The organism is Neobacillus drentensis, assembly GCF_021560175.1.
Classification (GTDB): Bacteria; Bacillota; Bacilli; order Bacillales; family Cytobacillaceae; genus Neobacillus; species Neobacillus drentensis_A.
The window spans coordinates 3207572-3229354 of the sequence record NZ_CP091110.1; the positions used below are offsets into that span (position 1 = coordinate 3207572).

Annotated in this window: 23 protein-coding genes; 16 read left to right on the plus strand and 7 right to left on the minus strand. The window is 36.2% G+C overall.

Annotation, left to right across the window (positions count from 1 at the left end; all coding sequences use genetic code 11):
• Positions 1 to 66 precede the first annotated feature (66 nt).
• The 4 genes from L1999_RS14950 (at position 67) to L1999_RS14965 (ending at position 3391) form a co-directional block, all read left to right on the plus strand.
• On the plus strand, positions 67 to 729 hold the full coding sequence (locus tag L1999_RS14950; RefSeq protein ID WP_235739282.1) for a phosphatase PAP2 family protein: 663 nt from the start codon (positions 67 to 69) through the stop codon (positions 727 to 729).
• 62 nt (positions 730 to 791) lie between these two features.
• The gene (locus tag L1999_RS14955) at positions 792 to 1964 is read left to right on the plus strand and encodes an MGDG synthase family glycosyltransferase (protein ID WP_235739283.1); all 1173 of its coding nucleotides are present in this window, start codon (positions 792 to 794) and stop codon (positions 1962 to 1964) included.
• Positions 1965 to 1983: 19 nt separating this feature from the next.
• Complete coding sequence (locus L1999_RS14960; protein WP_235739284.1) at positions 1984 to 2709, plus strand: TVP38/TMEM64 family protein; 726 nt, start codon at positions 1984 to 1986, stop codon at positions 2707 to 2709.
• The gene (locus L1999_RS14965) at positions 2702 to 3391 is read left to right on the plus strand and encodes a polysaccharide deacetylase family protein (RefSeq protein ID WP_235739285.1); all 690 of its coding nucleotides are present in this window, start codon (positions 2702 to 2704) and stop codon (positions 3389 to 3391) included. The genes L1999_RS14960 and L1999_RS14965 overlap by 8 nt, the downstream gene beginning before the upstream one ends.
• A 442-nt stretch (positions 3392 to 3833) precedes the next feature.
• Here L1999_RS14965 and L1999_RS14970 read toward each other — a convergent pair whose 3' ends face one another.
• The gene (locus L1999_RS14970) at positions 3834 to 5195 is read right to left on the minus strand and encodes an arsenic transporter (protein ID WP_235739286.1); all 1362 of its coding nucleotides are present in this window, start codon (positions 5193 to 5195) and stop codon (positions 3834 to 3836) included.
• 759 nt (positions 5196 to 5954) lie between these two features.
• Between L1999_RS14970 and L1999_RS14975 the strand changes: the two genes are divergently transcribed.
• A complete protein-coding gene (locus tag L1999_RS14975; protein ID WP_235739287.1) occupies positions 5955 to 6251 on the plus strand; it encodes a ribosomal protein L7/L12 in 297 nt (98 codons plus the stop codon).
• Positions 6252 to 6309: 58 nt separating this feature from the next.
• Here the strand turns inward: L1999_RS14975 and L1999_RS14980 are convergent, their stop codons facing one another.
• On the minus strand, positions 6310 to 7539 hold the full coding sequence (locus L1999_RS14980) for a DUF438 domain-containing protein (RefSeq protein WP_235739288.1): 1230 nt from the start codon (positions 7537 to 7539) through the stop codon (positions 6310 to 6312).
• Between the two features lie 13 nt (positions 7540 to 7552).
• Entirely contained in the window at positions 7553 to 7780 is a 228-nt protein-coding gene (locus tag L1999_RS14985) for a DUF1858 domain-containing protein (protein ID WP_235739289.1), read from the minus strand.
• A gap of 266 nt (positions 7781 to 8046) precedes the next feature.
• Here L1999_RS14985 and L1999_RS14990 point away from each other — a divergent pair, with 266 nt between their 5' ends.
• Together L1999_RS14990 and L1999_RS14995 are read left to right on the plus strand one after the other, a co-directional pair.
• Positions 8047 to 9549 (plus strand): FTR1 family iron permease, encoded by a 1503-nt coding sequence (locus L1999_RS14990; protein ID WP_235739290.1) that lies wholly within the window; start codon positions 8047 to 8049, stop codon positions 9547 to 9549.
• The gene (locus L1999_RS14995) at positions 9546 to 9923 is read left to right on the plus strand and encodes a hypothetical protein (RefSeq protein WP_235739291.1); all 378 of its coding nucleotides are present in this window, start codon (positions 9546 to 9548) and stop codon (positions 9921 to 9923) included. The genes L1999_RS14990 and L1999_RS14995 overlap by 4 nt, the downstream gene beginning before the upstream one ends.
• A 100-nt stretch (positions 9924 to 10023) precedes the next feature.
• On the opposite strand, the gene L1999_RS15000 is transcribed toward L1999_RS14995, so the two are convergent.
• A complete protein-coding gene (locus L1999_RS15000) occupies positions 10024 to 10893 on the minus strand; it encodes a cation diffusion facilitator family transporter (protein WP_235739292.1) in 870 nt (289 codons plus the stop codon).
• A 270-nt stretch (positions 10894 to 11163) separates the two neighbouring features.
• Between L1999_RS15000 and L1999_RS15005 the strand changes: the two genes are divergently transcribed.
• On the plus strand, positions 11164 to 11871 hold the full coding sequence (locus L1999_RS15005) for a DUF421 domain-containing protein (protein ID WP_235739293.1): 708 nt from the start codon (positions 11164 to 11166) through the stop codon (positions 11869 to 11871).
• A 75-nt stretch (positions 11872 to 11946) separates the two neighbouring features.
• On the opposite strand, the gene L1999_RS15010 is transcribed toward L1999_RS15005, so the two are convergent.
• The 3 genes from L1999_RS15010 to L1999_RS15020 all read right to left on the minus strand — a co-directional run bounded on the left by L1999_RS15010 (position 11947) and on the right by L1999_RS15020 (position 13411).
• Complete coding sequence (locus L1999_RS15010) at positions 11947 to 12090, minus strand: hypothetical protein (RefSeq protein ID WP_215042515.1); 144 nt, start codon at positions 12088 to 12090, stop codon at positions 11947 to 11949.
• A 138-nt stretch (positions 12091 to 12228) separates the two neighbouring features.
• Positions 12229 to 12438: a hypothetical protein gene (locus L1999_RS15015; RefSeq protein ID WP_215042514.1), complete on the minus strand. Its 210-nt coding sequence runs from the start codon at positions 12436 to 12438 to the stop codon at positions 12229 to 12231.
• A 58-nt stretch (positions 12439 to 12496) separates the two neighbouring features.
• On the minus strand, positions 12497 to 13411 hold the full coding sequence (locus L1999_RS15020) for a type II toxin-antitoxin system SpoIISA family toxin (protein WP_235739294.1): 915 nt from the start codon (positions 13409 to 13411) through the stop codon (positions 12497 to 12499).
• A gap of 335 nt (positions 13412 to 13746) precedes the next feature.
• On the opposite strand from L1999_RS15020, the gene L1999_RS15025 reads away from it, so the two are divergent.
• From L1999_RS15025 to L1999_RS15060, 8 genes are all read left to right on the plus strand, one after another.
• Complete coding sequence (locus L1999_RS15025; protein WP_235739295.1) at positions 13747 to 14388, plus strand: helix-turn-helix domain-containing protein; 642 nt, start codon at positions 13747 to 13749, stop codon at positions 14386 to 14388.
• 137 nt (positions 14389 to 14525) lie between these two features.
• Positions 14526 to 15272 (plus strand): twin-arginine translocase subunit TatC, encoded by a 747-nt coding sequence (gene tatC, locus L1999_RS15030; protein ID WP_235739296.1) that lies wholly within the window; start codon positions 14526 to 14528, stop codon positions 15270 to 15272.
• 181 nt (positions 15273 to 15453) lie between these two features.
• On the plus strand, positions 15454 to 16059 hold the full coding sequence (ytaF, locus tag L1999_RS15035; protein WP_235739297.1) for a sporulation membrane protein YtaF: 606 nt from the start codon (positions 15454 to 15456) through the stop codon (positions 16057 to 16059).
• 354 nt (positions 16060 to 16413) lie between these two features.
• Positions 16414 to 17985: a cation:proton antiporter gene (locus tag L1999_RS15040; RefSeq protein WP_235739298.1), complete on the plus strand. Its 1572-nt coding sequence runs from the start codon at positions 16414 to 16416 to the stop codon at positions 17983 to 17985.
• Between the two features lie 158 nt (positions 17986 to 18143).
• Positions 18144 to 19490 (plus strand): TrkH family potassium uptake protein, encoded by a 1347-nt coding sequence (locus L1999_RS15045; RefSeq protein ID WP_235739299.1) that lies wholly within the window; start codon positions 18144 to 18146, stop codon positions 19488 to 19490.
• A gap of 33 nt (positions 19491 to 19523) precedes the next feature.
• The gene (locus tag L1999_RS15050; RefSeq protein ID WP_235739300.1) at positions 19524 to 20183 is read left to right on the plus strand and encodes a potassium channel family protein; all 660 of its coding nucleotides are present in this window, start codon (positions 19524 to 19526) and stop codon (positions 20181 to 20183) included.
• A 63-nt stretch (positions 20184 to 20246) separates the two neighbouring features.
• Positions 20247 to 20576 carry an aldo/keto reductase gene (locus tag L1999_RS15055; RefSeq protein ID WP_235739301.1) on the plus strand — a complete coding sequence of 110 codons (330 nt, stop codon included), beginning with the start codon at positions 20247 to 20249 and terminating at the stop codon, positions 20574 to 20576.
• Positions 20577 to 20838: 262 nt separating this feature from the next.
• Positions 20839 to 21678, plus strand: coding sequence for a DUF2935 domain-containing protein (locus L1999_RS15060; protein WP_235739302.1), 840 nt, complete (start codon positions 20839 to 20841; stop codon positions 21676 to 21678).
• The last annotated feature ends 105 nt before the right edge of the window (positions 21679 to 21783 follow it).

Below are 21783 nucleotides of genomic sequence, written 5' to 3' on the forward strand. Positions count from 1 at the left end.
AATGGTATTTTTCCTTAAGAAGTTTTTTGTAACATACATACAGAGAGACCGAGGAGGAAATCGGGGATGAATAAAAAATGGAAAATTGTTGGCATGCTTTGTTTTTTGCTAAGTATACCAGCGATTATGTTGATTTATCCATATTTAAATACACCGAGTCGCGGTGTTCATACGCTTGTTACAAGTTTAGATAAAGCCATTCCTGTTGTGAAATGGTTTGTGATTCCATACGTAGCTTGGGTTGGTTACGTAACGATAACATTGATCTATTTCTGTTTTAAAGATCCTGCCCTTGCCTTTAAAACGATTCTCGTTTTTGACTTGGGATTACTAGCTTGTTTTCTTATTTATTATTTTTATCAAACAGTGGGACCTGTACGCCCTGAGATTATTGGGCATGATGTTCTTTCACAACTGTTGCAGTATGTTTATCAAATTGATCAACCATACAACTGCTTTCCAAGTATTCATGTAATGAGTAGCTATCTAATGATACGAGCTGTTCGTAACCATCCACGGTTAAACAAGTGGATCAACTGGATCATCATTTGTTTCTCAACATCTATTATCCTTGCCACATTGTTTATAAAACAACATGTGATTATGGATGTAGTTGCCTCGATTTTATTAGTGAATGGTTTATATAAAATCGTAGAACTCGTGACTGGATGGTTGTTATTACCAAAACGGAACCTAAAACCTGTTACCGAGAATACTTTGTCTATTTAACCATTTTTGCTCATGACGCACGTCATAGATAGAAATAACACAATTTAAAGGAGTGGAGATAAATGAAGGTAGTGAATAAGGAAAAAATTTTAATCCTTACTGGAAATTACGGAGATGGCCACATTCAAGTAGCCCAAGCCCTAAATGATGCAATCCAAATAAGATACCCATCATTAGAACCTGTGATTTTCGATTTTATGGAATGGGTTCATCCTTATTCCAATCAGTTTAGCCGTTTCATTTACCTCCAGGGTGTGAAAAAATTCCCTAGTTTTTATGGCTATATTTATCAAAAAACAAGAAAAGTAAACAAATTATCCAATGTAATGAAGACTATTTTATCGACAGGAGTCGGCCGGATGCTTAAATTGATTGAAGAAGTACAGCCAACAGTAGTTGTAAGTACATTTCCTTTGGCTGCAGCTGTCATGTCAAAGGTAAAATCCTTAGGATTAACCGATATTCCTAGCGTCACCACCATAACGGACCATACAGATCATAGCTGCTGGATTTATCCTTTTACGGACCAATATCTTGTCGGTTCAAGTATTGTCCGCGATTCACTCCTCACATTAGGCGTGGAAGAGAATCAAATTACTCAAACAGGGATACCGATTCGACAGCCATTTTCTCAATCGTATCGACGAGAGGAGATTTATGAGAAATTCGGTTTAGATCCCCACATACCTACTTTATTAGTGATGGGAGGCGGGTGTGGCATGATTGGGGATGGGAATTCCACCATTCAGGAGATTGATGCATTACCAAAACCGATTCAATTAATTATTGTTTGTGGACATAATGAAAAACTTCGACTGCAATTGCAAGAAAAGCTAAAGAATTCCAAACATCATATTCTTCTCACTGGTTATATTGATTACGTGCATGAGTTAATGGCCATTTCTGATCTGATGATCACAAAGCCAGGAGGAGTAACTACTTTTGAAGCGATTGCGATGGAATTGCCCATGCTTCTTTATAAACCCATTCCTGGTCAGGAACAGGATAATGCAAAATTTCTCGTTCATTCTGGGGTTGCCGTTCAAGCGGTAAACGATCAAAATTTAGTTCAGCATTTATCAGGATTATTGAACAATCGTGAACTACTTCAACAGATGAGGGAGAATTCGAAGCAGTTTCATCCGAAAGAATCAGCATTTGCATCAGTAGAGGTCATTATGAATGCTAAAGAAACCCATAACCGTTTGGGCGAACTATTGTATACGTTTGGTTAATCAATTAGGAAGTAGGTGAATGATGGAAACTATCATGGTAGTTTCACACAAGGAAAAAAGGTCAACGATCACACGTTCTCTGTCCATTGTCAGTTTAGTTATCTTCTTACTTTTTACGGGACTTTATTTATATTTTCTTCATACAGGCACGGCGAAAGTATGGCTTGAATCAATTCGTCATTTGGGTGTGTTTGGGGTAGTAGTCGCTATTTTGATTCAAACGATCGTAAATGTCATCCCTGCGCCTGGCGAATTTGTTTCTCTTTTTCTTATCGAAATATACGGTCCAGTTGCAGGTGGATTCTATTCTTGGATTGGTGGTATATTAGGGGCTTTCCTTGCGTATCAATTATCCAATTGGATTGCTCGCCCCATTATTGAACCATTGGCAAAACCTTATCTAGAAAAAATTGATCGATGGTTGAGAATACAAGGGGATATAGGACTTTTAATTATCCGTTTTGTACCTTTGGTTCCTTATCATTTCATCAATTATGGTGCAGGTATATTAAGGGTGAACAAAAAGGCTTTTATATGGACGACAGCCTTAGGAATATTGCCTTATACGATATCGGTAAGTACTTTATTTGCAGGGGTGCGACATGGAAGATTGATTCCTTTTATAATTGGCGCTGGACTTTTTATTTTGTCCTCTGTCATAAGCATAGTCTTACGAAAAAAGATGGATAAAGGCACTAAAAAGGTAGAAAATGATCGAAAAAGGGGGAGTACAGGAAATGATTAAGTTCGTGTTACTTGTATTGTTCCTTGTAGGAGTTTACTGGGTGATCCCATTTATCCTAACTGCCGGTGCCGGAATCGGAGTCTTAAAAAGGAAAGCTACTTCTGATAAAATTGCCTTTACTTTTGATGATGGTCCAAATCCGGTCTATACGCCGCAGCTTTTAGACCTGTTAAAGAAACATAATATTAAAGCGACCTTTTTTGTGGTTGGTTCTAAAGCAGAGAAGTACCCAGAGTTAATCGCAAGAATGCACGCCGAGGGACACTTAATTGGCATTCATAATTACGTCCACAAATCTAACTGGGTGATGGCTCCTTGGACGACTCTACGTCATCTAAATAAGACTGCTTCGATCATTGAAAGAATTACGGGCGAACGTCCGATTTACTATCGTCCACCATGGGGATTATTAACTCTATTAGATTTTCTGCTATTGAAACAGTACCAAATCATCCATTGGTCGGTTATGGCGGAAGATTGGCGCAGTAGAGGCGGGAGTGAAAAAGTAGAGAAGAGATTATTACAAACCATCAAAAATGGGGATGTTGTCCTACTACATGATTGTGGAGAAACGGCTGGGGCTGATGTAGATGCTCCGAAGAATACCATTCATGCCTTAATAAATGTCTTCAAAGAACTGTCAAATCAAAGTTTAGCTTGTGTAAGACTTGATGAATTGTAAATGAATAGAATAGAGAGGAGGGGTAGGTTTACAACTAATATCCCATTTCCGATTTTTAATATCCTGAATCAAAAATCGTTTAGGACCGAGGAATTTTTCATGAACTATCTTAAAAAAAGAAGTTTTATCCCTGAATAAGAAAATTTTTATATACATTGAACCAATTTAACCAGATAACATATCCTAACAATAGGTGGTACACTAAAAAAAGACCATGTCTCGGAACGACACGGTCATAAAACAACATAATCGGTGAGTCAGAAATCCATCCTCGTCTGCACACAGGGTGGATTTTTTTTGATCCAACATGTGAACATCACTCTTTCTTTCATATGAACTTTTTGTTTGTTTTACGGTAATTGAATGGTTTTAATAGGCTCTACATTCCGTAATAAAGGTGCTCCATTACCTGTCCTTTCATTCTCCTTTTCTAATCTTTGTCTTATTGTTGAAGTACACCGCCAAAAAGCCATGAAACCCAATAATATAATACGACTAATGTAAATAATACAGTAGGAGGGATTACTACACCTGTAATTTTTACATACTCCCACCAAGTGATTTTCACTTTTCCTTTTCTAACAATGTGCATCCACATCAACGTAGCGAGTGTACCCATCGGAAGCAATAATGCCCCCATATCGCTGCCAATCACGTTTGCCAGATAAGCAATTTTCAAGGAGAGTAAATCTAGATGCATATGCGTTAACGTAAGTGTTCCAACCATGAGCGCTGGGTGATTATTAAAAATATTAGAGAGTACAGTTAGAAGAACCCCCATCATCACACTCGCATGCAACAGGCTTCCGGAAACAATTGGCTGCATAAACGTAATCAGCCAATCAGTTAGCCCAATGTTATTCAGACCGTAAATGATGACATACATACAAAAAGCAAAAACGATGATATACCAAGGCGTTTTTTTCAACATATCGCCAGGCGGGATTTTTAAATAAGCCCATCTCCATGCTAACAGAACAAGTGATCCGAATACGGCCATAAGCGAAACGGGAATGTTTACAAACGAGGCGACAAAGAGACTGATTCGGACAGCGAACACGAATAATAGTACATTTCGCATAAATCTGGAACGGTCTTTGTCTGAGCCATGCTGAAGGACTGGTTTGAGTGGATGGTAGGATTTTGACGACAATCCTGTAATTTTCGTTGGGATGGTTTTCGGCAGGACTTTGTAAAACCGTAAGAACAGAAGACCCACTAGTAGGAGCAGACCTAGCGTTGCGGGTACAAACATCATCGCAGTATGCAAATACAAACTCATGTGCACAATTTTTAGAGCAATTAAGTTCACAATATTACTCACACCGATTGGAGCACTCGAGGCTGTGGCAATTAACCCCCCTGAAAGCAAATAAGGGATTTTTTGATGATTTTTCAATCCCATGTTGTTTAATAACATGACCAAAATGGGGGTGGTGATTAAGATACTTCCATCATTATTAAAAAACAGAGTCATGAGAAAACATAAAAGGTTGACATACCAGAATAAACGGATCCCTGAACCTTTAGCCTTGGCAGCCAATTTTTCCGCAACCCAATTAAAGAAACCAAAACTTTCTAAAACAATCGCCATAACAATGGTTGCCATAATCGTAATGGCGGCACCACTTATCGTTTCTGCAATAATCCCCAGGTCTGATAACGAGACACCTCCACAAAGTACGACTATAAAGGCTCCAATTGCCGCAGGTATCGCTTCGTTCATACCTTTAGGTCTCCAAAGAATAAACCCGAGGGTAACCAAAAAGGTGATGATGGTTATCCATATGGTTAAATCATTCATAATAATCTCCTTTCATCTAGCTGATCATTCAGGATGTACCCTGAGACGACACTACCTCCATTGCAGCTGTGCTATTGTCCCTCCCTGCCATCTATCCATCTTGTAGGTTTGTACTGTATTTATATGTATCACGAAGGAGACAGGCTTTAGGTTTGTACCCTTTTTCCCAAAAAATCAACTTATGTCTAAATAATGATGGATTTATAGACGGGATATAGAAAGGGACTCTAAAGAAAAAATGGGAAGGGAAAGAAAGGACGCAAAATAAAAAACAGGATGGATGTCCTGTTTTTGTTTTTGTAATCCTATTGAAGAGTGAAATGACTCGTGTAAGGTATTTACTTTATGCTGGAATAATAGTTTTTTCGAACTGTGTAGGGCACTAATAAATTCCGGTAGGTAACGGCAGCAGGCGGTACCGGTGGTGGAGGAATAATAATGGGAACTCCGTAATGGCTATACCACGGATGGTAGTGATGTATATATATGTATGGATACATAAATATCATCCTTTCCTTTAAAGTTACAGTAGACTATGAGTGATTACCTTATCATGATTGGACAAAAGCCTAATTTTAACGTTATTCTCCACAACATCCCATTTAATGCTTTTTTAGTGAAGAAACACACTGTTTTTTCCTCTTTGGCTGTTTATCGAAAATAAAGTGGTTTATAATGGAAATGGTTGAAACTAAGTTCGATTAAGATAATCCTTTTTTAATAATGTTTAAGAATAAAAGAATATCCTGAGGTGATCATGTGGATGAATTAGTCATTCTGGGAATTATCGGAGTGGGCCTCTTATTAACTAGTATCATAAGTTCCATTAGTCAATTAAGAAGTGACCTTGCTCGTACCAACGCAACATTAAATAAAATGGCCAAACATATTGGCCTTCCTGATGAAGTTACAGCAGATTTACATGATGAATTAATCAGCCTAATTGCGGAGGGTAAAAAAATTAAAGCCATTAAAAGATATCGAATGGAAACCGGACTTGGTTTAAAGGAAGCAAAAGATTATGTGGATTCCTTAAGTGCAAAAACAAAGTTATGAAAAAAACTGGCTCAATGGCGGCAACTGCCTATTGAGCCAGTTTTTTTATTTGTTCAACCTAATTAAGGATCCGTTTTTCTCCTTGAATTTCCTGGATCGAGCTAATATTTTGCGTGAATTCAAGCGTTCCCACATATTGACCCGCTTCATCCCTTACGGCAAAGTAACGGATATACACGTATTTATCTTTAAATTTAATATAAAAATCCTCACAATCTTTGATGCCTGCTTTAAAGTCATGTAATAATTCTTCGACGACATGAACACTTTTTGGCGGATGACAGTTTTGAACGGTTCTGCCAATTACAGCTTTTGTTCGAGCAAAGATTCGTTCTTTGCCATGTGAAAAATAGCGAACCACATCATCTTGGTCGATAAAGGTGATATCAACAGGTAAGTGGTTTAACATCAGTTCCAGTTGTTTTAACGAAAGAATCCCTGTTTCTAAACGAATGTATCCTTCGGTCAGCGCATTTTCTTCAATAGCCTTTCGTTCCGGCTTCCATACACCCGCTGGTCCAGCGATACAAAAACCAATTTCATCACTTTCATGTGCTATTTTGACCCATTCATCTTCCGTTAAGGTTTGTAAGGCCATCGGGAATAAGATGTTTTCCTCTTTAAAAATCATTTCACTAACTTCTCGAATCACGAAATATAGGGCGTCGATTACAGCTTGTTTGTCACCTTTATAGTTCGTTAATTTCTCTTTTGCCTCTTTTATGGCGGCACGTATTCCGTCATCCACTCCCCACATTACTTGAGTAGGGCCCATGATTCCGTACTTTTCTAAATAAGGGAAGAGCAAATTTTCTTTCCGGCTATAGTGTTTGTCAATGTCTAATAAAAGGTTTAAATCGTCTAGTAACTTAAATTTGTTGTCCGCGCTGTCTTCTTTTTCAAAACGTTCGAAATGGAGCTGTAATTTAAAGTTTACTAACCGATCAATCTCTTTATTTTCTAATTTAAAGGTGTGAATAGGGTGTCCCTGCTGTTCTTCCGGTTTTTCAGAACGATGTATTTCTTCAATCGATCCTTTAAAAATTGCCGTATGAACCGAACAGAGGCGCTGGACTTCTTGAACAGGAATACCCTCTTCTTCCATCAGTGCTTGTTCTAATTTAGAAATCTCCGCTACGGAAATATTCCCAGCAGCTTCTTCAAAGCGAGCCTTTACTTCCTCCACACTTTTGCCGTTGTGCAGGTCTTTGATAATCTCTTTTAAAACCGTTTGTCTCTCTAATTGTGTAATCATTTCTTGTTCACGATTATTAATCATTTCACTCATTTTAGGTGCTCCTCTACTTGTTTATAGTAAATCCATTATTTTCAAATGTTTGGATGACTTTATCTAAGGAAATACCTTTCATCCGGCAGCCATTTGGCAGTGTCATAACACGCCCGGCCGTTTTTAGCATAGTTGGATTGGTGATATTCTCAAAACCAAGTTGCTTCATTATCGGGATGATTTCTGGATACTCGGTACATAGTTGAAGGACCGGTTGTTGAATATTCAATACTTTTGACATACTTTTCACTCCTAAAAGAGGGTGATAACTTTTCTCAATAGGAATATACCATAGACATATTTTTTAAATTGTGATTGGTATCACTTATGAAACTATAGATGTTACGTAAATGTGAACAAGTAGATTCGATAAGGACAAGAAGGGAGTCATAAATCCTATTTGATTAGTAAAACTAATTGACAATCATTCTCACAGATAATATGATGGAGATAGATGATATTGAAATTCATTATCACTTAATACTTATAGACAACTAGGGGGACCCTATGGGCAAGAAATTATTACTTTTAATATCTATCCTTCTATTAATTTTTGGTATGGGGGTACATACTCCTGCGTTAGCAGATGGAAATTCAAAAGAAGAGATGAAGAAGGCGAACGTATCAGTTGATCAAGCCATAGATTTAGCATCGAAAGGGGACCTTTCGGGAGCAAAAAAGGCATATGATCAATTTAACAAGTCCTGGAGACAAATTGAAGAAGGGATAAAAGCAGATTCAACTACTGCTTATCGAGATATTGAATCAAATATGGGAAAGGTCGTTTACGCCTTAACTATTAAAAAACCAGATCAAGTTTTAGTGGCATTAAAAGATTTAAAAGCAACTAACGACAAATTTTCAGCTGGTGGTTATCCAAAGGTAGCAGCTGTTACGAACAAAGATCTATCTTTAGATGATTTTATCTTACTTTTACAAGTATTAAAGAAAGAAGTAAAAGAACAAAATCAAGCTGAAGCACTAAAAGGCATCAAAAAAGCTAGTGATAGTTGGTTAGATGTTGAAGGGGTAGTGGTTGCTCAATCAGCCTCTGTATACAGTGATTCTGAGAGAGATTTAGTTACCATCCAGGCGATGCTATCGGATAATCCACCAAATTTCAAACAAGCTAATCGAGTCATCGATAACATGGTTAATTATTTAACTCCTTTAGCAAATAAATCTCAATACACATACTGGGATGCAGCTATGATTTTAATTCGTGAAGGTCTGGAAGCATTATTGGTAGTTATTGCTCTAATGTCCTTTGTGAAAAAGTCAGGAACCGGAAAAGGAAAAGGCTGGATTTGGTCAGGAGTATTATCCGGACTTGGAGTTAGTATACTCCTTGCCATCATTGTGAAATTTGTTATTTCATCCGGAGCTTTTGGTAATAATAATGCGCTGATCGGTGGATGGACAGGAGTTTTTGCAGCAGTCATGTTACTCTATATGAGTTATTGGCTTCATAGTCAATCCAATATTGCTGATTGGAATCGATATATTCGTGAAAAAAGCCAAACCGCTTTAACCACTGGTAAGCTTGTTTCTTTGGGAGTACTTGCTTTTCTGGCGGTATTTCGTGAAGGAACGGAAACAGTCCTATTTTACATTGGAATGGCTAGTCAAATAAGTATCCAGTCTTTATTAATTGGTTTTCTCATTGGAGCTGCGATACTTGGGGTTTTGGCCTACTTAATGGTATTTATCGGTTTGAAACTGCCGTTACGCCCCTTCTTTATGGTCTCTAGTATCATCGTATTTTACCTTTGTATTAAGTTTACCGGTATGGGCATACACAGTCTTCAGCTAGCCGGTTTTATTCAAACAACGAATTCATCAAGTATTCCAAGTATCGAATTTTTTGCACTCTATCCTTCATGGGAAAGTACAATTCCACAGGCAATCCTTGTTGTAGCTGCTGTTATGATCATTTTATTTAAAAAATTGAAAAACAAAAAACTGAGTACGGAAAAAAATACAAACTTTGAAAGTAGGAAGCTGTCATGATGAAAATAACCTCTCTAGTTTTAGCCCTGGGTCTTGGAAGTGCACTTGTTTTAGCAGGTTGTAGTAGTTCAACCGATCAAAAAGTTTCAGATGGTGTCAATAAAATGTTGGACACAACGGAAGAATTGTCAAAAGCAATTGATAGCGGTGATCAGGCAAAGGTAAAGAAAGTTGGACCGCAATTAGAGGATCAATGGTCATCTTTTGAAGATGACGTTAAAAAAGATAACAAAGATTTATACGAGAAAATTGAAACCTATCTAGACCCAACCATTGCAGGTTCTGAAGCAGCAACGTTGGATAAAGAGGCATTAGGAAACTTAAACGACCAACTTACTGATGCGTTGAAAGAGTTGGATGAAAAAACGAAGTAAATTTAGTGAAACAGCAAAAAAGAGACTTTTTGAAAAGTCTCTTTTTTTGCTGTGATTTCAATCGTCGATCTTATATTTGAACCTTTTATATCATATAAACTTAATTAGGTTCTACATGCACATGAACATCATAAACGTGATGGACTTCAATTAATTTCATCTCCACTTCGGTTGCAATATCGTGAGCTTCACGAATATCCAGATTAGAATTGACTAAGATAACAATGTCAACCACTACGTTATTACCATAATTTCTGGCTTTAATATCCTTTACACCTTTGACACCATAGCAATTATCGATCGTTTCTTTGTATAATTCGGTAACTTTTTCATCGAATCCATCCGTCAAATTATGGGATGCTTCTCTAAAAATCTCCCAACCGGTTTTACAGATAAGCAACCCTACTATAATGGCAGTTAACGGATCGAGCCAAGGAAAACCGAACTGGGTACCCAAAATACCAATGAATATTCCTACGCTTACCCAGGCATCTGATAGATTGTCCTTTGCCGCTGCCATAACCGATAGGCTATTAATTTCATTGGCCAATTTTTTGTTATAGCGAAAAACAAAATACATCACTACTGCACAAAGGAGGCCTGTCCATGCAGAGATTAAATCAGGAGATTCATTCCGGCCATGAAAAATACTAGAAATCGCTTCATATGTCACTTGGATCCCGACCACCAGCATAATAAACGAAGCAACCATGGAGGCAATCGTTTCCGCTTTCCAGTGGCCGTATGGATGATCATCATCAGCAGGTCGCTGTGATAGTTTTAACCCTATTAGTACGGCGATTGAGGCAATGATATCAGTAGCATTATTTAACCCATCTGCTTTTAGGGCTTCAGAATTTGCCAAATATCCAACAATTAATTTTAATGCAGACAAACAAATATAAGCAATAATACTTATTACTGCTCCACGTTCTCCGCGTTTCAAGTCCAAATATGCTTGTTCTTCCATTTTACTTCCCCCACGTTTCTATCCTTTTCCATTATGAAGCATTAAAGTCGAGTGGGTCTAGAGAAACCTTTTGTCACTCTGCTAACTAAGTAATAGAGGTGAAAAAAAGTTTCGTTGGGGAAACATTTGAACTAAAAAGTATGGAGTGAAAAACATGACTTTAACCCAAGCTAACTTTAATAAAATAAATAGGCTGGGTTGTTTAGTAGGGAATAAAACTTCTAATACTAAAGGTAATTCTACACTGTAGCCTTTAGAGGAGATGCCAATTTGGAAACATTTTACCGGACATTCTTAGTTTTTGCGGTAGGTTATTTGTTTTTAAGGATTACAGGAAAAAAGGCAGTCGCTCAGATGCATACCTTTGATTTATTGTATATCTTAATTCTTACCAATATTATTAGCACTCCTGTGGAAGTAACTAATATGGGAAAAGCGATTACCTATGCTGGAATCACCGTCATTTTATATAAGATTTTTATCCGATTATCCTTACATAATAAACTAAGATGGATGTTATATGAAAGTCCCACTGTATTAATTCATAATGGTGACATAGATAGAAAAGGGTTAAAGAAGGTACGCATGCCCATGAATGAATTATTATCCCATCTAAGAGTAAAAGGGTACACAGATATTCAAAGTATCTCGATTGCCGTGATGGAGGCCACAGGAAGTATTAGTGTGATTCCTAAGTCGGATTATCGTCCCGTTCAACCAAAAGATTTAAATTTACATGTTAAAAAAGAGTACATTCCTATCCCGCTGATCTTGGACGGACAGGTTGTTTATCATAATTTAAAATATTTACAATTAGACCATAGTTGGCTGATCGGAGAACTCGAAAAGAGGGGAGAAAAAATAGAGGAAATTACCTTAGCCACGTACCAAGACGATGGACAGCTGTTCATTGATAATAATGAAATTTCTGGACATCAAAGTGATCTTTATTATTACAAGCCTGGAAGAGACAATTAAGTTTATCTTTAATTGTACTTTCTAGGTAGTCTGCTTTATTGGGAGGGCGGCAGAATTGATGACATTAACTTACACCTATCTGCCTTTCTTTAATTTATCAATATTGTCTTTTAATTTCTTATGCAAATTTAGAAGTAAATTATGATCCTGGTCCCGCTTTGGAATGGACCCTGAGGGCTGATCCAATAAAAAAGGACTTTTCTTTTTTCTAACACTCACCACATCATCTCCCATACAAATGCTTGTACATATATATTGTCTGTATGGTCCGATTATGAGGGTTTTAATCAAAAAGCCTTTAAAGATACATGGTTCCTTATAAGACACAATAAAAATAGACAGGATTAAAATCCTGTCTTATCGTCTCACTTCACCGTAATGGCTATCCTTTAAGCGATCTACCGCTTCATCACTTCTTTTAAATAATTCCCTCGTATACAATGATGGAGAAGTTTGTGGAACTGTTCGAGTAGCCTTCTCTTGTAAAAAAGGAGACTTCACTCTACCTTTGCGCCTTCCAACCATCGTGACTACATTTCCCTCTGTTTTGTTCGTACGCTCTGGCATTTGTATCCACTCCTTTCCTATCTATTACCCTTATTCTACCAAACTAACACCTTTTTATCTATAACGTTTGCCAATTTGGTTGTTCATTTTCTGGTTTTTTTAACCAAGTATGGATCAAACATAGATTAATGATATGGTCTATGTCTATATCCAACACATGTTCTTTTTCCGATTCAATCGAAATCACCACTGGGAACACTTTTTCGAGATAGGGAATTAGAACGGTTTGTTTATCAACATGAACGACGATATTGTCATTGATCAAATGCATTTGTTCTTCGGTAAGATTTACTCCGAGTACGGTGCCAACTTCTTGTTTAAAAAAATGATCATTGTCTTTCTTAAAGACGGTAATCTCTTGTCTGCAGGTTTCACCGTATGTAAATAAAAAATCCTCTAAACTCTCCTGATAAACCTCTATTTCATCCCATTCTTGGGTTTTAAAAGATGAGATTTGCATCATGTCCAGTATATTGGTGAATTGCAAACTTCTATTTTGTGTTTGGACAATAACCTTCTTCATTTCGTCATTGACGCTTTCCACTTCATTGATTTGTTCCATTTCCGCTCCGCCGATTTTCTTTATCGAGGGAGTAAGAAATAAGGCTAAATCGACAAAGATAAACATCGCTGCTAACAAAGAATATCGCTGCCAATCTTTCGCATTAAAACCTGTTTGAGTGAGCAGCAATACGACCCCTACAATAAACAAGAAATACCATGTTCTCCGCAAATTTTGTTTATGGTTTGTAAAAAAATCTTTAAAGGCCCAACTTATGTAGAGAATGACAGCCGTAAAACCAGTCAATATAAACCACTTGTGTTCCTGGGTATAGGAGAGGAGGGAGTCGCCCCAAATTTTCTTTACGATTAGTAGAATAATGGCAAGAATAATAGGGATAAAAATTTTTAAAATGACTTGGTTTCGGGGAATCTTAAACCATTTTTCAGTATTCTCCTGAAATCCTTCCATAATTCACCTCCAATATGATTATATCATATTCTAGGAGCCACCCCTACGATTAGTAGACTACTAGGAGGAGAAAGGAACATTACTACAGAAAACGGTAATCAAGAAATTCTAACACATTTTCGTACTTTATCATGGTTATTATTGATTGAAATTTATTGACAAAAAATCTAGAAATAATGTCGAATGACAATGATTATTGACAAACTGTCAACATATATCTATATTTTTAAGTGGTCTTGTTTTTATTAGGGTAAGATTGGCAGTTTTTATTAGCTTAATAGAGGTTAAATTTTTTTATGAAATTCACTCAATTAAACTAAGAAAGGAAACTTGATATGACAGAAGATAAATCAGATAAAAAACTAGGTTTGCATTTGAAAAAGTTGTTAAAACAACACTCTTTATCCATGAGGAAGCTTAGTGAACTGACTAATATTGACACAGCCACTATCTCACGGATTGTAAACGGGAAACGCAAGGCGAATCCTGTACATTTACAAAAATTCGCTGAACATTTAAATGTCCCAATCTCAGAGTTATTTGTGGTTGCGGGTTATTCAATGGAACAAGAGGGATTACAACAATCCAATCTTCTTAAGTCTGTTGAGAGTATTCAAAATTTCCTTGAATCCTCAAATATAATAGATAATCAATTTAGTGTTGTAAGTGTGGAGCGTCAATTAGCTAATTATGAACAATATGCACAAACTGAAGAGGGAAAAGGAACTATTCTGAATAATTTTGGTGAAAAACTGAAGAAAATTGGCAGCATTGGTCCATTTATAAGTCAGCTTAAAGACTTGTATGAGAAATTCCGTTTGAATCGAGGAACATCACGAGAACTTGCCATAATAGGAAGTGCACTAATCTATTTTATTGTATCAGTGGATGTCATACCTGATTACATATTTCCAATTGGTTATATTGATGATGCTGTCGCAGTCCAAATTGTAACTAAATCATTAACTGTAAAGTAAATAATTTAAATTTACAATAATAACTTAAAGGTGTTTTATGGAAAGAGTGAGTAGGAGAAGAAGAGTAAGATGGAATAGGGTTATATCGTAATAAAGATGGAGAATGTAATAAATTTGTGACAGGCAGGCGAGGTACTGTGATGGATAAAGAACTTAATTTTGTTGATCATCTTGAGGAATTACGAAAAAGATTAATTATTTCTGTGGTTGCTTTCATTTTATTCCTTGTTTTAGGACTTGTTTATGTGAAAAATATATATCTTTTTTTCATGGGGGATCTAGGATATAAGTTAATGATTTTGGGACCAAGTGATATCATGTGGATTTATTTTCACATAGCCACTGTTGTGGCAGTAGCTGGGACTATCCCAGTGGCTGCATGGCAAATCTGGCTATTTGTCAAACCAGCCTTAAAACCATTAGAAAGAAAGGTTACATTAGCGTATATACCTGCTATGTTTTTTCTCTTTATAGGAGGGTTGGCATTTGGTTATTACTTTATATTTCCGAATATTATGAGGTTTCTCATTAATTTGGGGAAAGATTTAATGACTGCATCCTTTACGGCAGATAAATATTTTAGTTTTTTAATCAATATGACTTTACCTTTTGGGGTAGCCTTTGAAATGCCGCTTGTCTCAATGTTCTTAACTACATCAGGTTTGGTTAATCCATATAAGATTGTTAAATTAAGAAAGTATGCTTATTTACTTCTGGTTTTAATTGCTTCCATGATTTCTCCACCAGAATTTATTTCTCATATTTCAGTGGCAATCCCGCTTATATTATTGTATGAAATAAGCGTTTTGTTATCTAAAATCGTTTATAGACAAAAACAAAAACAAATTACTGTTCTAGAAACTGATGAAGGTATGATTCTTTAGCATTAAAAAAAATGAAAACAGTTATTCATTAAGGGACTCAAACTGAGTTCTTTTTTTTATGTCTTAATGGAATTATGTATAGCTGGGACCCATAATTTCTTTTAACATAATGAAACCCATTTGAATATATAAATACACATAAAGATCAACTTAAGACCAATGTAATTCATAGGGGGAAAATATGCATCTGGCATCTATCTTATTAATTGGTATTGCCTCCAATCTTGATAATTTAGGAATAAGTGTTTCATATGGATTAAAATCAACACGGATTCCATTTATCTCTAATTTGATTATCGGCATCGTTTCCATGTTGTGTGCTTATCTTTCCATCATTGCGGGAAGACTCATTTCAGCTTTTATCAGCATACAAATTGCCAATCTACTAGGAGGATTCATCATCATTTGCATTGGAATTAAATGCATAATGGATTCCTTTTTTGAACAAAAAGCGATGAGTGAGATAAAACTTGATTCAAATTATACACAAGTTATAACTCATCCAGATTTAGCCGATGTAAATGGTGATAAGGTCATATCATTAAAAGAGTCGATTTTTTTAGGATTTGCTTTAGCGATAAATTGCCTAGCAATGGGACTAGGGGCAGGAATAACAGGAGTTTCTCCAGTCTTAGCAACCATTTCGATTGGATTGTTTTCGGTCCTATCCATTTGGTTTGGATTAAAACTTGGGAATAAGATTTGTGGGAAGAATATTGGTAAATACTCAAATATGGTTGCGGGGCTTATGTTATTAATGATAGGTGTTTATGAAATGTTTGTATAATAAATTGAATAGGTTATAAATATAACGAAAATAAAGAGAGTTGGTAACCCAAACTCTCTTTATTTTCGTTTTAGTCATCATTCAATCAATAAGCAAACACAAAGGTAAAGAAAAGATGTTGGACGAGATAAGGTTTCTCCATCAAGTGAAGCGAAATTTAGATATACTGGAAAAAAGGGAGGTTCACTAGAAAAGCCTTATTTTATATTTTTTCTATAGGTGTAACTACTTCTTCTGTGATAGGGTATCTTATTTATAATTATAAACTTAAAACATGGATGAAATACCTGCCTGAAAAAACGTAGAGAATAAATAAAGTAATCACCTGATAAGTTGAGGAGGGACTGTATAAAAGTGACTGAATTAGATTTACATCACATTTTTGAACTTAGCCTTATTTTAGTAATGATTGCAGCAGGTGTAACTGCTATTGCAAAAAAATTCAATCGACCTTATCCCATTGCTTTAGTGATTGTTGGAACAGTGATTGGACTAGTAAACATTCCTGTTTTAGAACAATTAAAGGATTTCATTACAGAAGGGGAAGTTTTTAACTTTGTTATTATTACACTGTTTTTGCCTGCTTTATTAGGTGAAGCATCTTTAAAACTGCCCTTCTCCCATTTAAAAGAGAATAAAGGGCCCATTCTCGCTCTAGCTTTTGGAGGTACACTTTTATCATTTTTAATCATTGGTTTTTTAATGATAGGACTGTTGGATTTTTCGATCCCAAACGCTTTTGTATTTGCTGCCTTAATGAGTGCTACGGATCCAGTCAGTGTTTTGTCAATTTTTAAAAGCATTGGAGTAAACAAGAGACTTGCAACTGTAATTGAAGGGGAAAGTTTATTTAATGACGGACTCTCGGTTGTTCTTTTTAAAATATCCGCCTTTTATTTACTTACATACCTTGACCTTGGAGCAGGAGGGATCGGTTATGGATTATGGGAATTTATCAAAGTAATCTCACTGGGGATCATCATTGGGGGAGCACTTGGCTTTGGTTTTTCACAATTAACCAAACAATTTGATGATTATCCTATGGAAATCATCTTTAGTATTATTCTGTTTTATGGTTCATTCTTATTAGGTGAATCTGTCCATGCTTCCGGTGTTATTGCTGTGGTTGTGGCTGGCTTGATATTTGGAAATTATGGAGCGAAAATTGGGATGAGTCCAACAACGAAGCTCAACATCAATAACTTCTGGGATGTTACTGCATTGCTAGCGAACTCTGTTGTCTTTTTAATGGTGGGGTTAGAAATAACTAAGATTAATTTCAGCGACAAATGGGGTTTGGTTTTAATCTCCATTTTAATTGTACTGATAGCAAGAAGCCTTGCAGTATATGCTAGTCTGATTTTCACTAAGAATTTCCCTTCTGCCTGGAGGCATGTTATCAATTGGGGAGGCCTAAAGGGATCACTCTCCATTGCTTTAGTTTTAAGTCTTCCTCGTCATTTTGAAGGACGGGAGGACATCTTAATTATTTCCTTTAGTGTGGTTCTATTCTCGTTAATCGTTCAAGGACTTTCTATAAAACCTCTTATATCCTTCCTAGCCGTTAATAAAAAAGAAGAAGGATATAAAGAATATGAAGAAATAATCGCACGTAGACACCGATACGAAACGGCCATAACGGAAATAAAATCGATTAGTAAAAAGTTGTTTATTTCAAAAACGGCAGCACAAGAGCTCGTAGCACAATATGAACAAGAGCTATCCGGTTTGCAGACTCAAATGGAGGATCTATTTAGAAAGAATCCTGAATTAAAAGATAAACAGCAAACGATCTTACAAAGACATGCCTTATATGCACAACATGACGCCGTGGAAGTACTTATAAAAGAAGATATTATTTCAAATGAAGTAGCGGAGCAAGAACAAAATCAAATTATCGAGAAACTTGTGAAATTAGAAGAATAACTTCTAAATTTCCACAAACAGTTTTAATCTAGAGAATGCTAATAGATGATTAGTTTTGTTTATGATGAATTATGACTCTTAAAGCCATTTGAACTATGTCTTCGGCAGCTCTTTTTGATAATAAGGTTTGAATACAATGATATTTAAGGGAGATTACTATGAAATTGCTTAAAAGAAAAGGGAATTTGATTAAATTAAATCCTGCCCAAATTCTTGTTATTGGTTTCGGAAGCCTAATTTTAATAGGAACTTGTCTTTTTATGCTGCCAGTTGCTACACATGAACATGGACATGGCCTTAGCTTTATTGATGCTTTATTTGAAGCCACTTCTGCTGTCTGTGTTACAGGTTTAGCCGTTGCGGATACGGGAACCACCTTTACTTTATTTGGTCAAATCGTTCTTCTTTGTTTGATTCAAATGGGCGGTTGGGGATTTATGACGACAGGAATATTTATGTTTATTATTTTAGGAAAAAGGATTGGATTAAAGGAGCGATTATTACTACAAGATTCATTAAATGTATTTACACTCTCCGGAGTCGTCCACTTAGTAAAGCGGATTATACTTATTACCCTTATCGTTGAGTTAATCGGTGCCATTATTTTAGCGATAAGATGGACGTATGAAATGCCATTGAAAAAAGCAATTTATTATGGCGTTTTCCATTCGATCTCTGCCTTTAATAACGCTGGTTTTGGGTTAGAATCTGACAGCCTTAGTAAATGGGTAGGAGATCCGACAGTCAATATTGTTATCACCCTCCTTTTTATTATTGGAGGTATTGGTTTTACTGTCATCTTAGATATTTATAGAAAAAAATCTTTTCGTAAATTATCTCTGCATTCAAAAGTAGCTTTATTGATGACACTGATTCTTAACATTTTAGGAACACTAATTATATTCGTTTCAGAATTTGGTAATCCCTCGACGATTGGTCACTTTGGGTTGGGAGATAAACTTTGGGCATCCTATTTTCAAGGTGTTGTGCCGCGTACAGCAGGATTTAATACGATAGATATTTCTCAAATGACCCTCTCATCTCAAGTATTTATGATGGCCTTAATGTTTATAGGAGCATCCTCTGGATCCACTGGAGGAGGAATAAAAGTAACGACTTACGCCATTATCATGTTCGCTTTTTGGACCGTCCTAACGAATCGAAACGATGTGAATATCTTCAAAAGAAGAATCTCGTGGCAATATGTGAATAGGGCTTTATCGATCGTGGTTGCAGCTATTATTTTTAATTTTATCATTTTTTTCTTACTGACCTATACAGAAAAAGCAGAAATGAGCAAAATCCTGTTTGAAACGATTTCTGCTTTTGGCACGGTTGGTTTAACAGCAGGTTTAACCCCAGATTTAACGCCCGCTGGAAGAATTTTAATAACCATTTTGATGTTTATAGGAAGACTTGGACCTTTAACAATGGCTTTTGCACTTTTAAGAACTCAGAAAGAATCAAAAGTACGATTTGCAGAGGAAAAAATATTAATTGGCTAGTAAAATGTTTTCTTATGGGGTGAATGAAGAAATATGGCAAAGCAAAGTTACGCAATTATTGGATTAGGACGATTTGGAACGAGTATAGCTTCTAAATTATATGAAGCAGAGCAAGAAGTGCTAGGGATTGATCTAAATGAAGATCGAGTAGAGAATGGGAAAGAATTTGTTACGCATGCATTTGTACTTGATTCCACTGAAGAAGAATCGCTTAAATCTGTTGGTATTCGTAATTTTGATTATGTGATTGTAGCGATAGGAAACGACATGCAAGCAAGTATTTTAACCGTTTTGCTTTTAAAAGAATTAGGTGTTAAAAAAGTCATTGCCAAAGCCCTTAATAAACGTCATGGACAAGTTTTAGAAAAAGTTGGTGCAGATTGGGTTGTTCATCCTGAAAGGGATATGGGGGCCCGTGTAGCACACCAGCTTCTTTTACCTAATGTGTTGAATTATATTGAACTGTCAAACGAATACAATATAGAGGAAATTGTCATTCCTTCAAGTATGTCGGGGAGAAGTTTACGGGATTTTGATTTACGAGCAAAATATGATTTAAATGCCATTGCAATCGTTAAAAATCAGGAACTGTTCATTTCACCTTCTCCCGAACAAATTTTAAATGACGGAGACAAGTTAGCTGTTATTGGGCATCGGGACAAAATAAATGATTTTGTAAATATGAAGGAATAAATGTCTTGAAAGTTTTAGGGGAAGGGGAAGAGTGCTTTAACATATTCAGCAGCACGATTTTAGATGGCTTATTTAATTAGTCAAGAATTGTTTAGTACAGGGGTCTGGAAGTCATCCACTGAAATTCTTAATGTTCTTAAGTTGTCTAATAAAAGTTTCCCTTCAGAAATTACAGGAACTGCTTCTCCTTCTATTGGTTATCGTCAAATTGATACTGCACAAGCTTATATGAATGAAGTGGGGATAGGCGAAGGAATCCGTTCCTGCGGTGTCGCAAGAGAAGAACGATTCATTACGACAAAGGTTGTGGCAGAAGCAAAGACCTATGATGCAACTGCGCAGTCCATTGATGCGTCTTTAGCGAAATTGGGGTGGATTATATTTACCTTCTAATTATCCATAGCCCACAGCCTTGGGTGAAATTCCGCGAGGTGAACCACTAAGATTTTGAGAATTCTATTTGTTTTTATAATACTGGATCCTCTCCCCATTGACTAGGAAATAAAGGTTTTTGACAATAATCTTAGATAGAACAAAGATATACCTCTTTCCTTTATAATTTTCAAATGTAAAACGGAACTTTTGCTTTAAGGCATATTCAATGGACTAAGTAAATATGAATAGAGCAAAAGGGTTATTACGGGGAGGATATAGAATGAACGGGGATCATACACCTTTGCATGCTGATACCGGTGTTACATCTGGATTGTTTGTAGAGCGCTCTATAAATGAAATTCGTTTTTGGGCTAGGATCATGAAAGAACATTCTTTATTCCTTCGATTGGGTTTTAGAGCAGAAGATACTCAACTCATACAAGAGGCTAATCAATTTTATCGCTTATTTGAACACATCGAACAAACTGCGCATTCCTATAATAATCAAACAGACCCCGAACAAATAAGAAGATTTAATTCAGAGGTACAACAAGCAGCAACTAATATTTTCGTTTATAAACGGAAAGTCTTAGGACTAATTCTCACATGTAAATTGCCGGGGGCAAATAATTTCCCACTTTTGGTTGACCATATTAGCAGGGAAGCTAATTATTTTAGAAAGCGATTAATTGAATTAAATGAAGGGAAATTACAATCGCTTCCAGATGCCATTATTAAAGAAAATGTCTTCTTCTTAAGAATTATGGCAGACCATGCCAAATTTATTGGTCATCTCCTTGATCCGTCAGAAAGGAAATTAGTTGATTTAGCACAGAATTTCAGCAATGACTTTGATCAATTATTGTATCAAGCAAGAGACTTAGAATCTATGAAGCCACAATCTCAAACAGTTCCTCTCTTAGATCAATTCCTTGATCAAAATCGCGTGTCGGTAGTATCTCTTAGGGACTTCAAAAAAACAGCCCGTGATTTAATTGAGCAATGTAAAATTAAGAGCATTATTCATCCTCTATTAGCAGACCATGTTTTCCGGGAAGCTGATAGGTTCCTAGAAATTATTGATATGTTTGACGCACATCTTACGGGTGGTACCAGATAACCTAGATAACTGCATAAGTTAAGAAAAAGCCTAATTTCAGCAGAAATTAGGCTTTTTTTTGTTCAACTGACCTGCATGTTAGCATCATAAAAATAGACGCCATAT

Excerpts from the sequence above, each read along its gene's own strand:
- L1999_RS14950 (WP_235739282.1), top strand. The coding sequence starts at position 67 with ATGAATAAAAAATGGAAAATTGTTGGCATGCTTTGTTTTTTGCTAAGT.
- L1999_RS14955 (WP_235739283.1), top strand. The coding sequence starts at position 792 with ATGAAGGTAGTGAATAAGGAAAAAATTTTAATCCTTACTGGAAATTAC.
- L1999_RS14960 (WP_235739284.1), top strand. The coding sequence starts at position 1,984 with ATGATGGAAACTATCATGGTAGTTTCACACAAGGAAAAAAGGTCAACG.
- L1999_RS14965 (WP_235739285.1), top strand. The coding sequence starts at position 2,702 with ATGATTAAGTTCGTGTTACTTGTATTGTTCCTTGTAGGAGTTTACTGG.
- L1999_RS14970 (WP_235739286.1), bottom strand. The coding sequence starts at position 5,195 with ATGAATGATTTAACCATATGGATAACCATCATCACCTTTTTGGTTACC.
- L1999_RS14980 (WP_235739288.1), bottom strand. The coding sequence starts at position 7,539 with ATGAGTGAAATGATTAATAATCGTGAACAAGAAATGATTACACAATTA.
- L1999_RS14985 (WP_235739289.1), bottom strand. The coding sequence starts at position 7,780 with ATGTCAAAAGTATTGAATATTCAACAACCGGTCCTTCAACTATGTACC.
- L1999_RS14990 (WP_235739290.1), top strand. The coding sequence starts at position 8,047 with ATGGGCAAGAAATTATTACTTTTAATATCTATCCTTCTATTAATTTTT.
- L1999_RS14995 (WP_235739291.1), top strand. The coding sequence starts at position 9,546 with ATGATGAAAATAACCTCTCTAGTTTTAGCCCTGGGTCTTGGAAGTGCA.
- L1999_RS15000 (WP_235739292.1), bottom strand. The coding sequence starts at position 10,893 with ATGGAAGAACAAGCATATTTGGACTTGAAACGCGGAGAACGTGGAGCA.
- L1999_RS15015 (WP_215042514.1), bottom strand. The coding sequence starts at position 12,438 with ATGCCAGAGCGTACGAACAAAACAGAGGGAAATGTAGTCACGATGGTT.
- L1999_RS15020 (WP_235739294.1), bottom strand. The coding sequence starts at position 13,411 with ATGGAAGGATTTCAGGAGAATACTGAAAAATGGTTTAAGATTCCCCGA.
- L1999_RS15025 (WP_235739295.1), top strand. The coding sequence starts at position 13,747 with ATGACAGAAGATAAATCAGATAAAAAACTAGGTTTGCATTTGAAAAAG.
- ytaF (WP_235739297.1), top strand. The coding sequence starts at position 15,454 with ATGCATCTGGCATCTATCTTATTAATTGGTATTGCCTCCAATCTTGAT.
- L1999_RS15045 (WP_235739299.1), top strand. The coding sequence starts at position 18,144 with ATGAAATTGCTTAAAAGAAAAGGGAATTTGATTAAATTAAATCCTGCC.
- L1999_RS15050 (WP_235739300.1), top strand. The coding sequence starts at position 19,524 with ATGGCAAAGCAAAGTTACGCAATTATTGGATTAGGACGATTTGGAACG.
- L1999_RS15055 (WP_235739301.1), top strand. The coding sequence starts at position 20,247 with ATGGCTTATTTAATTAGTCAAGAATTGTTTAGTACAGGGGTCTGGAAG.
- L1999_RS15060 (WP_235739302.1), top strand. The coding sequence starts at position 20,839 with ATGAACGGGGATCATACACCTTTGCATGCTGATACCGGTGTTACATCT.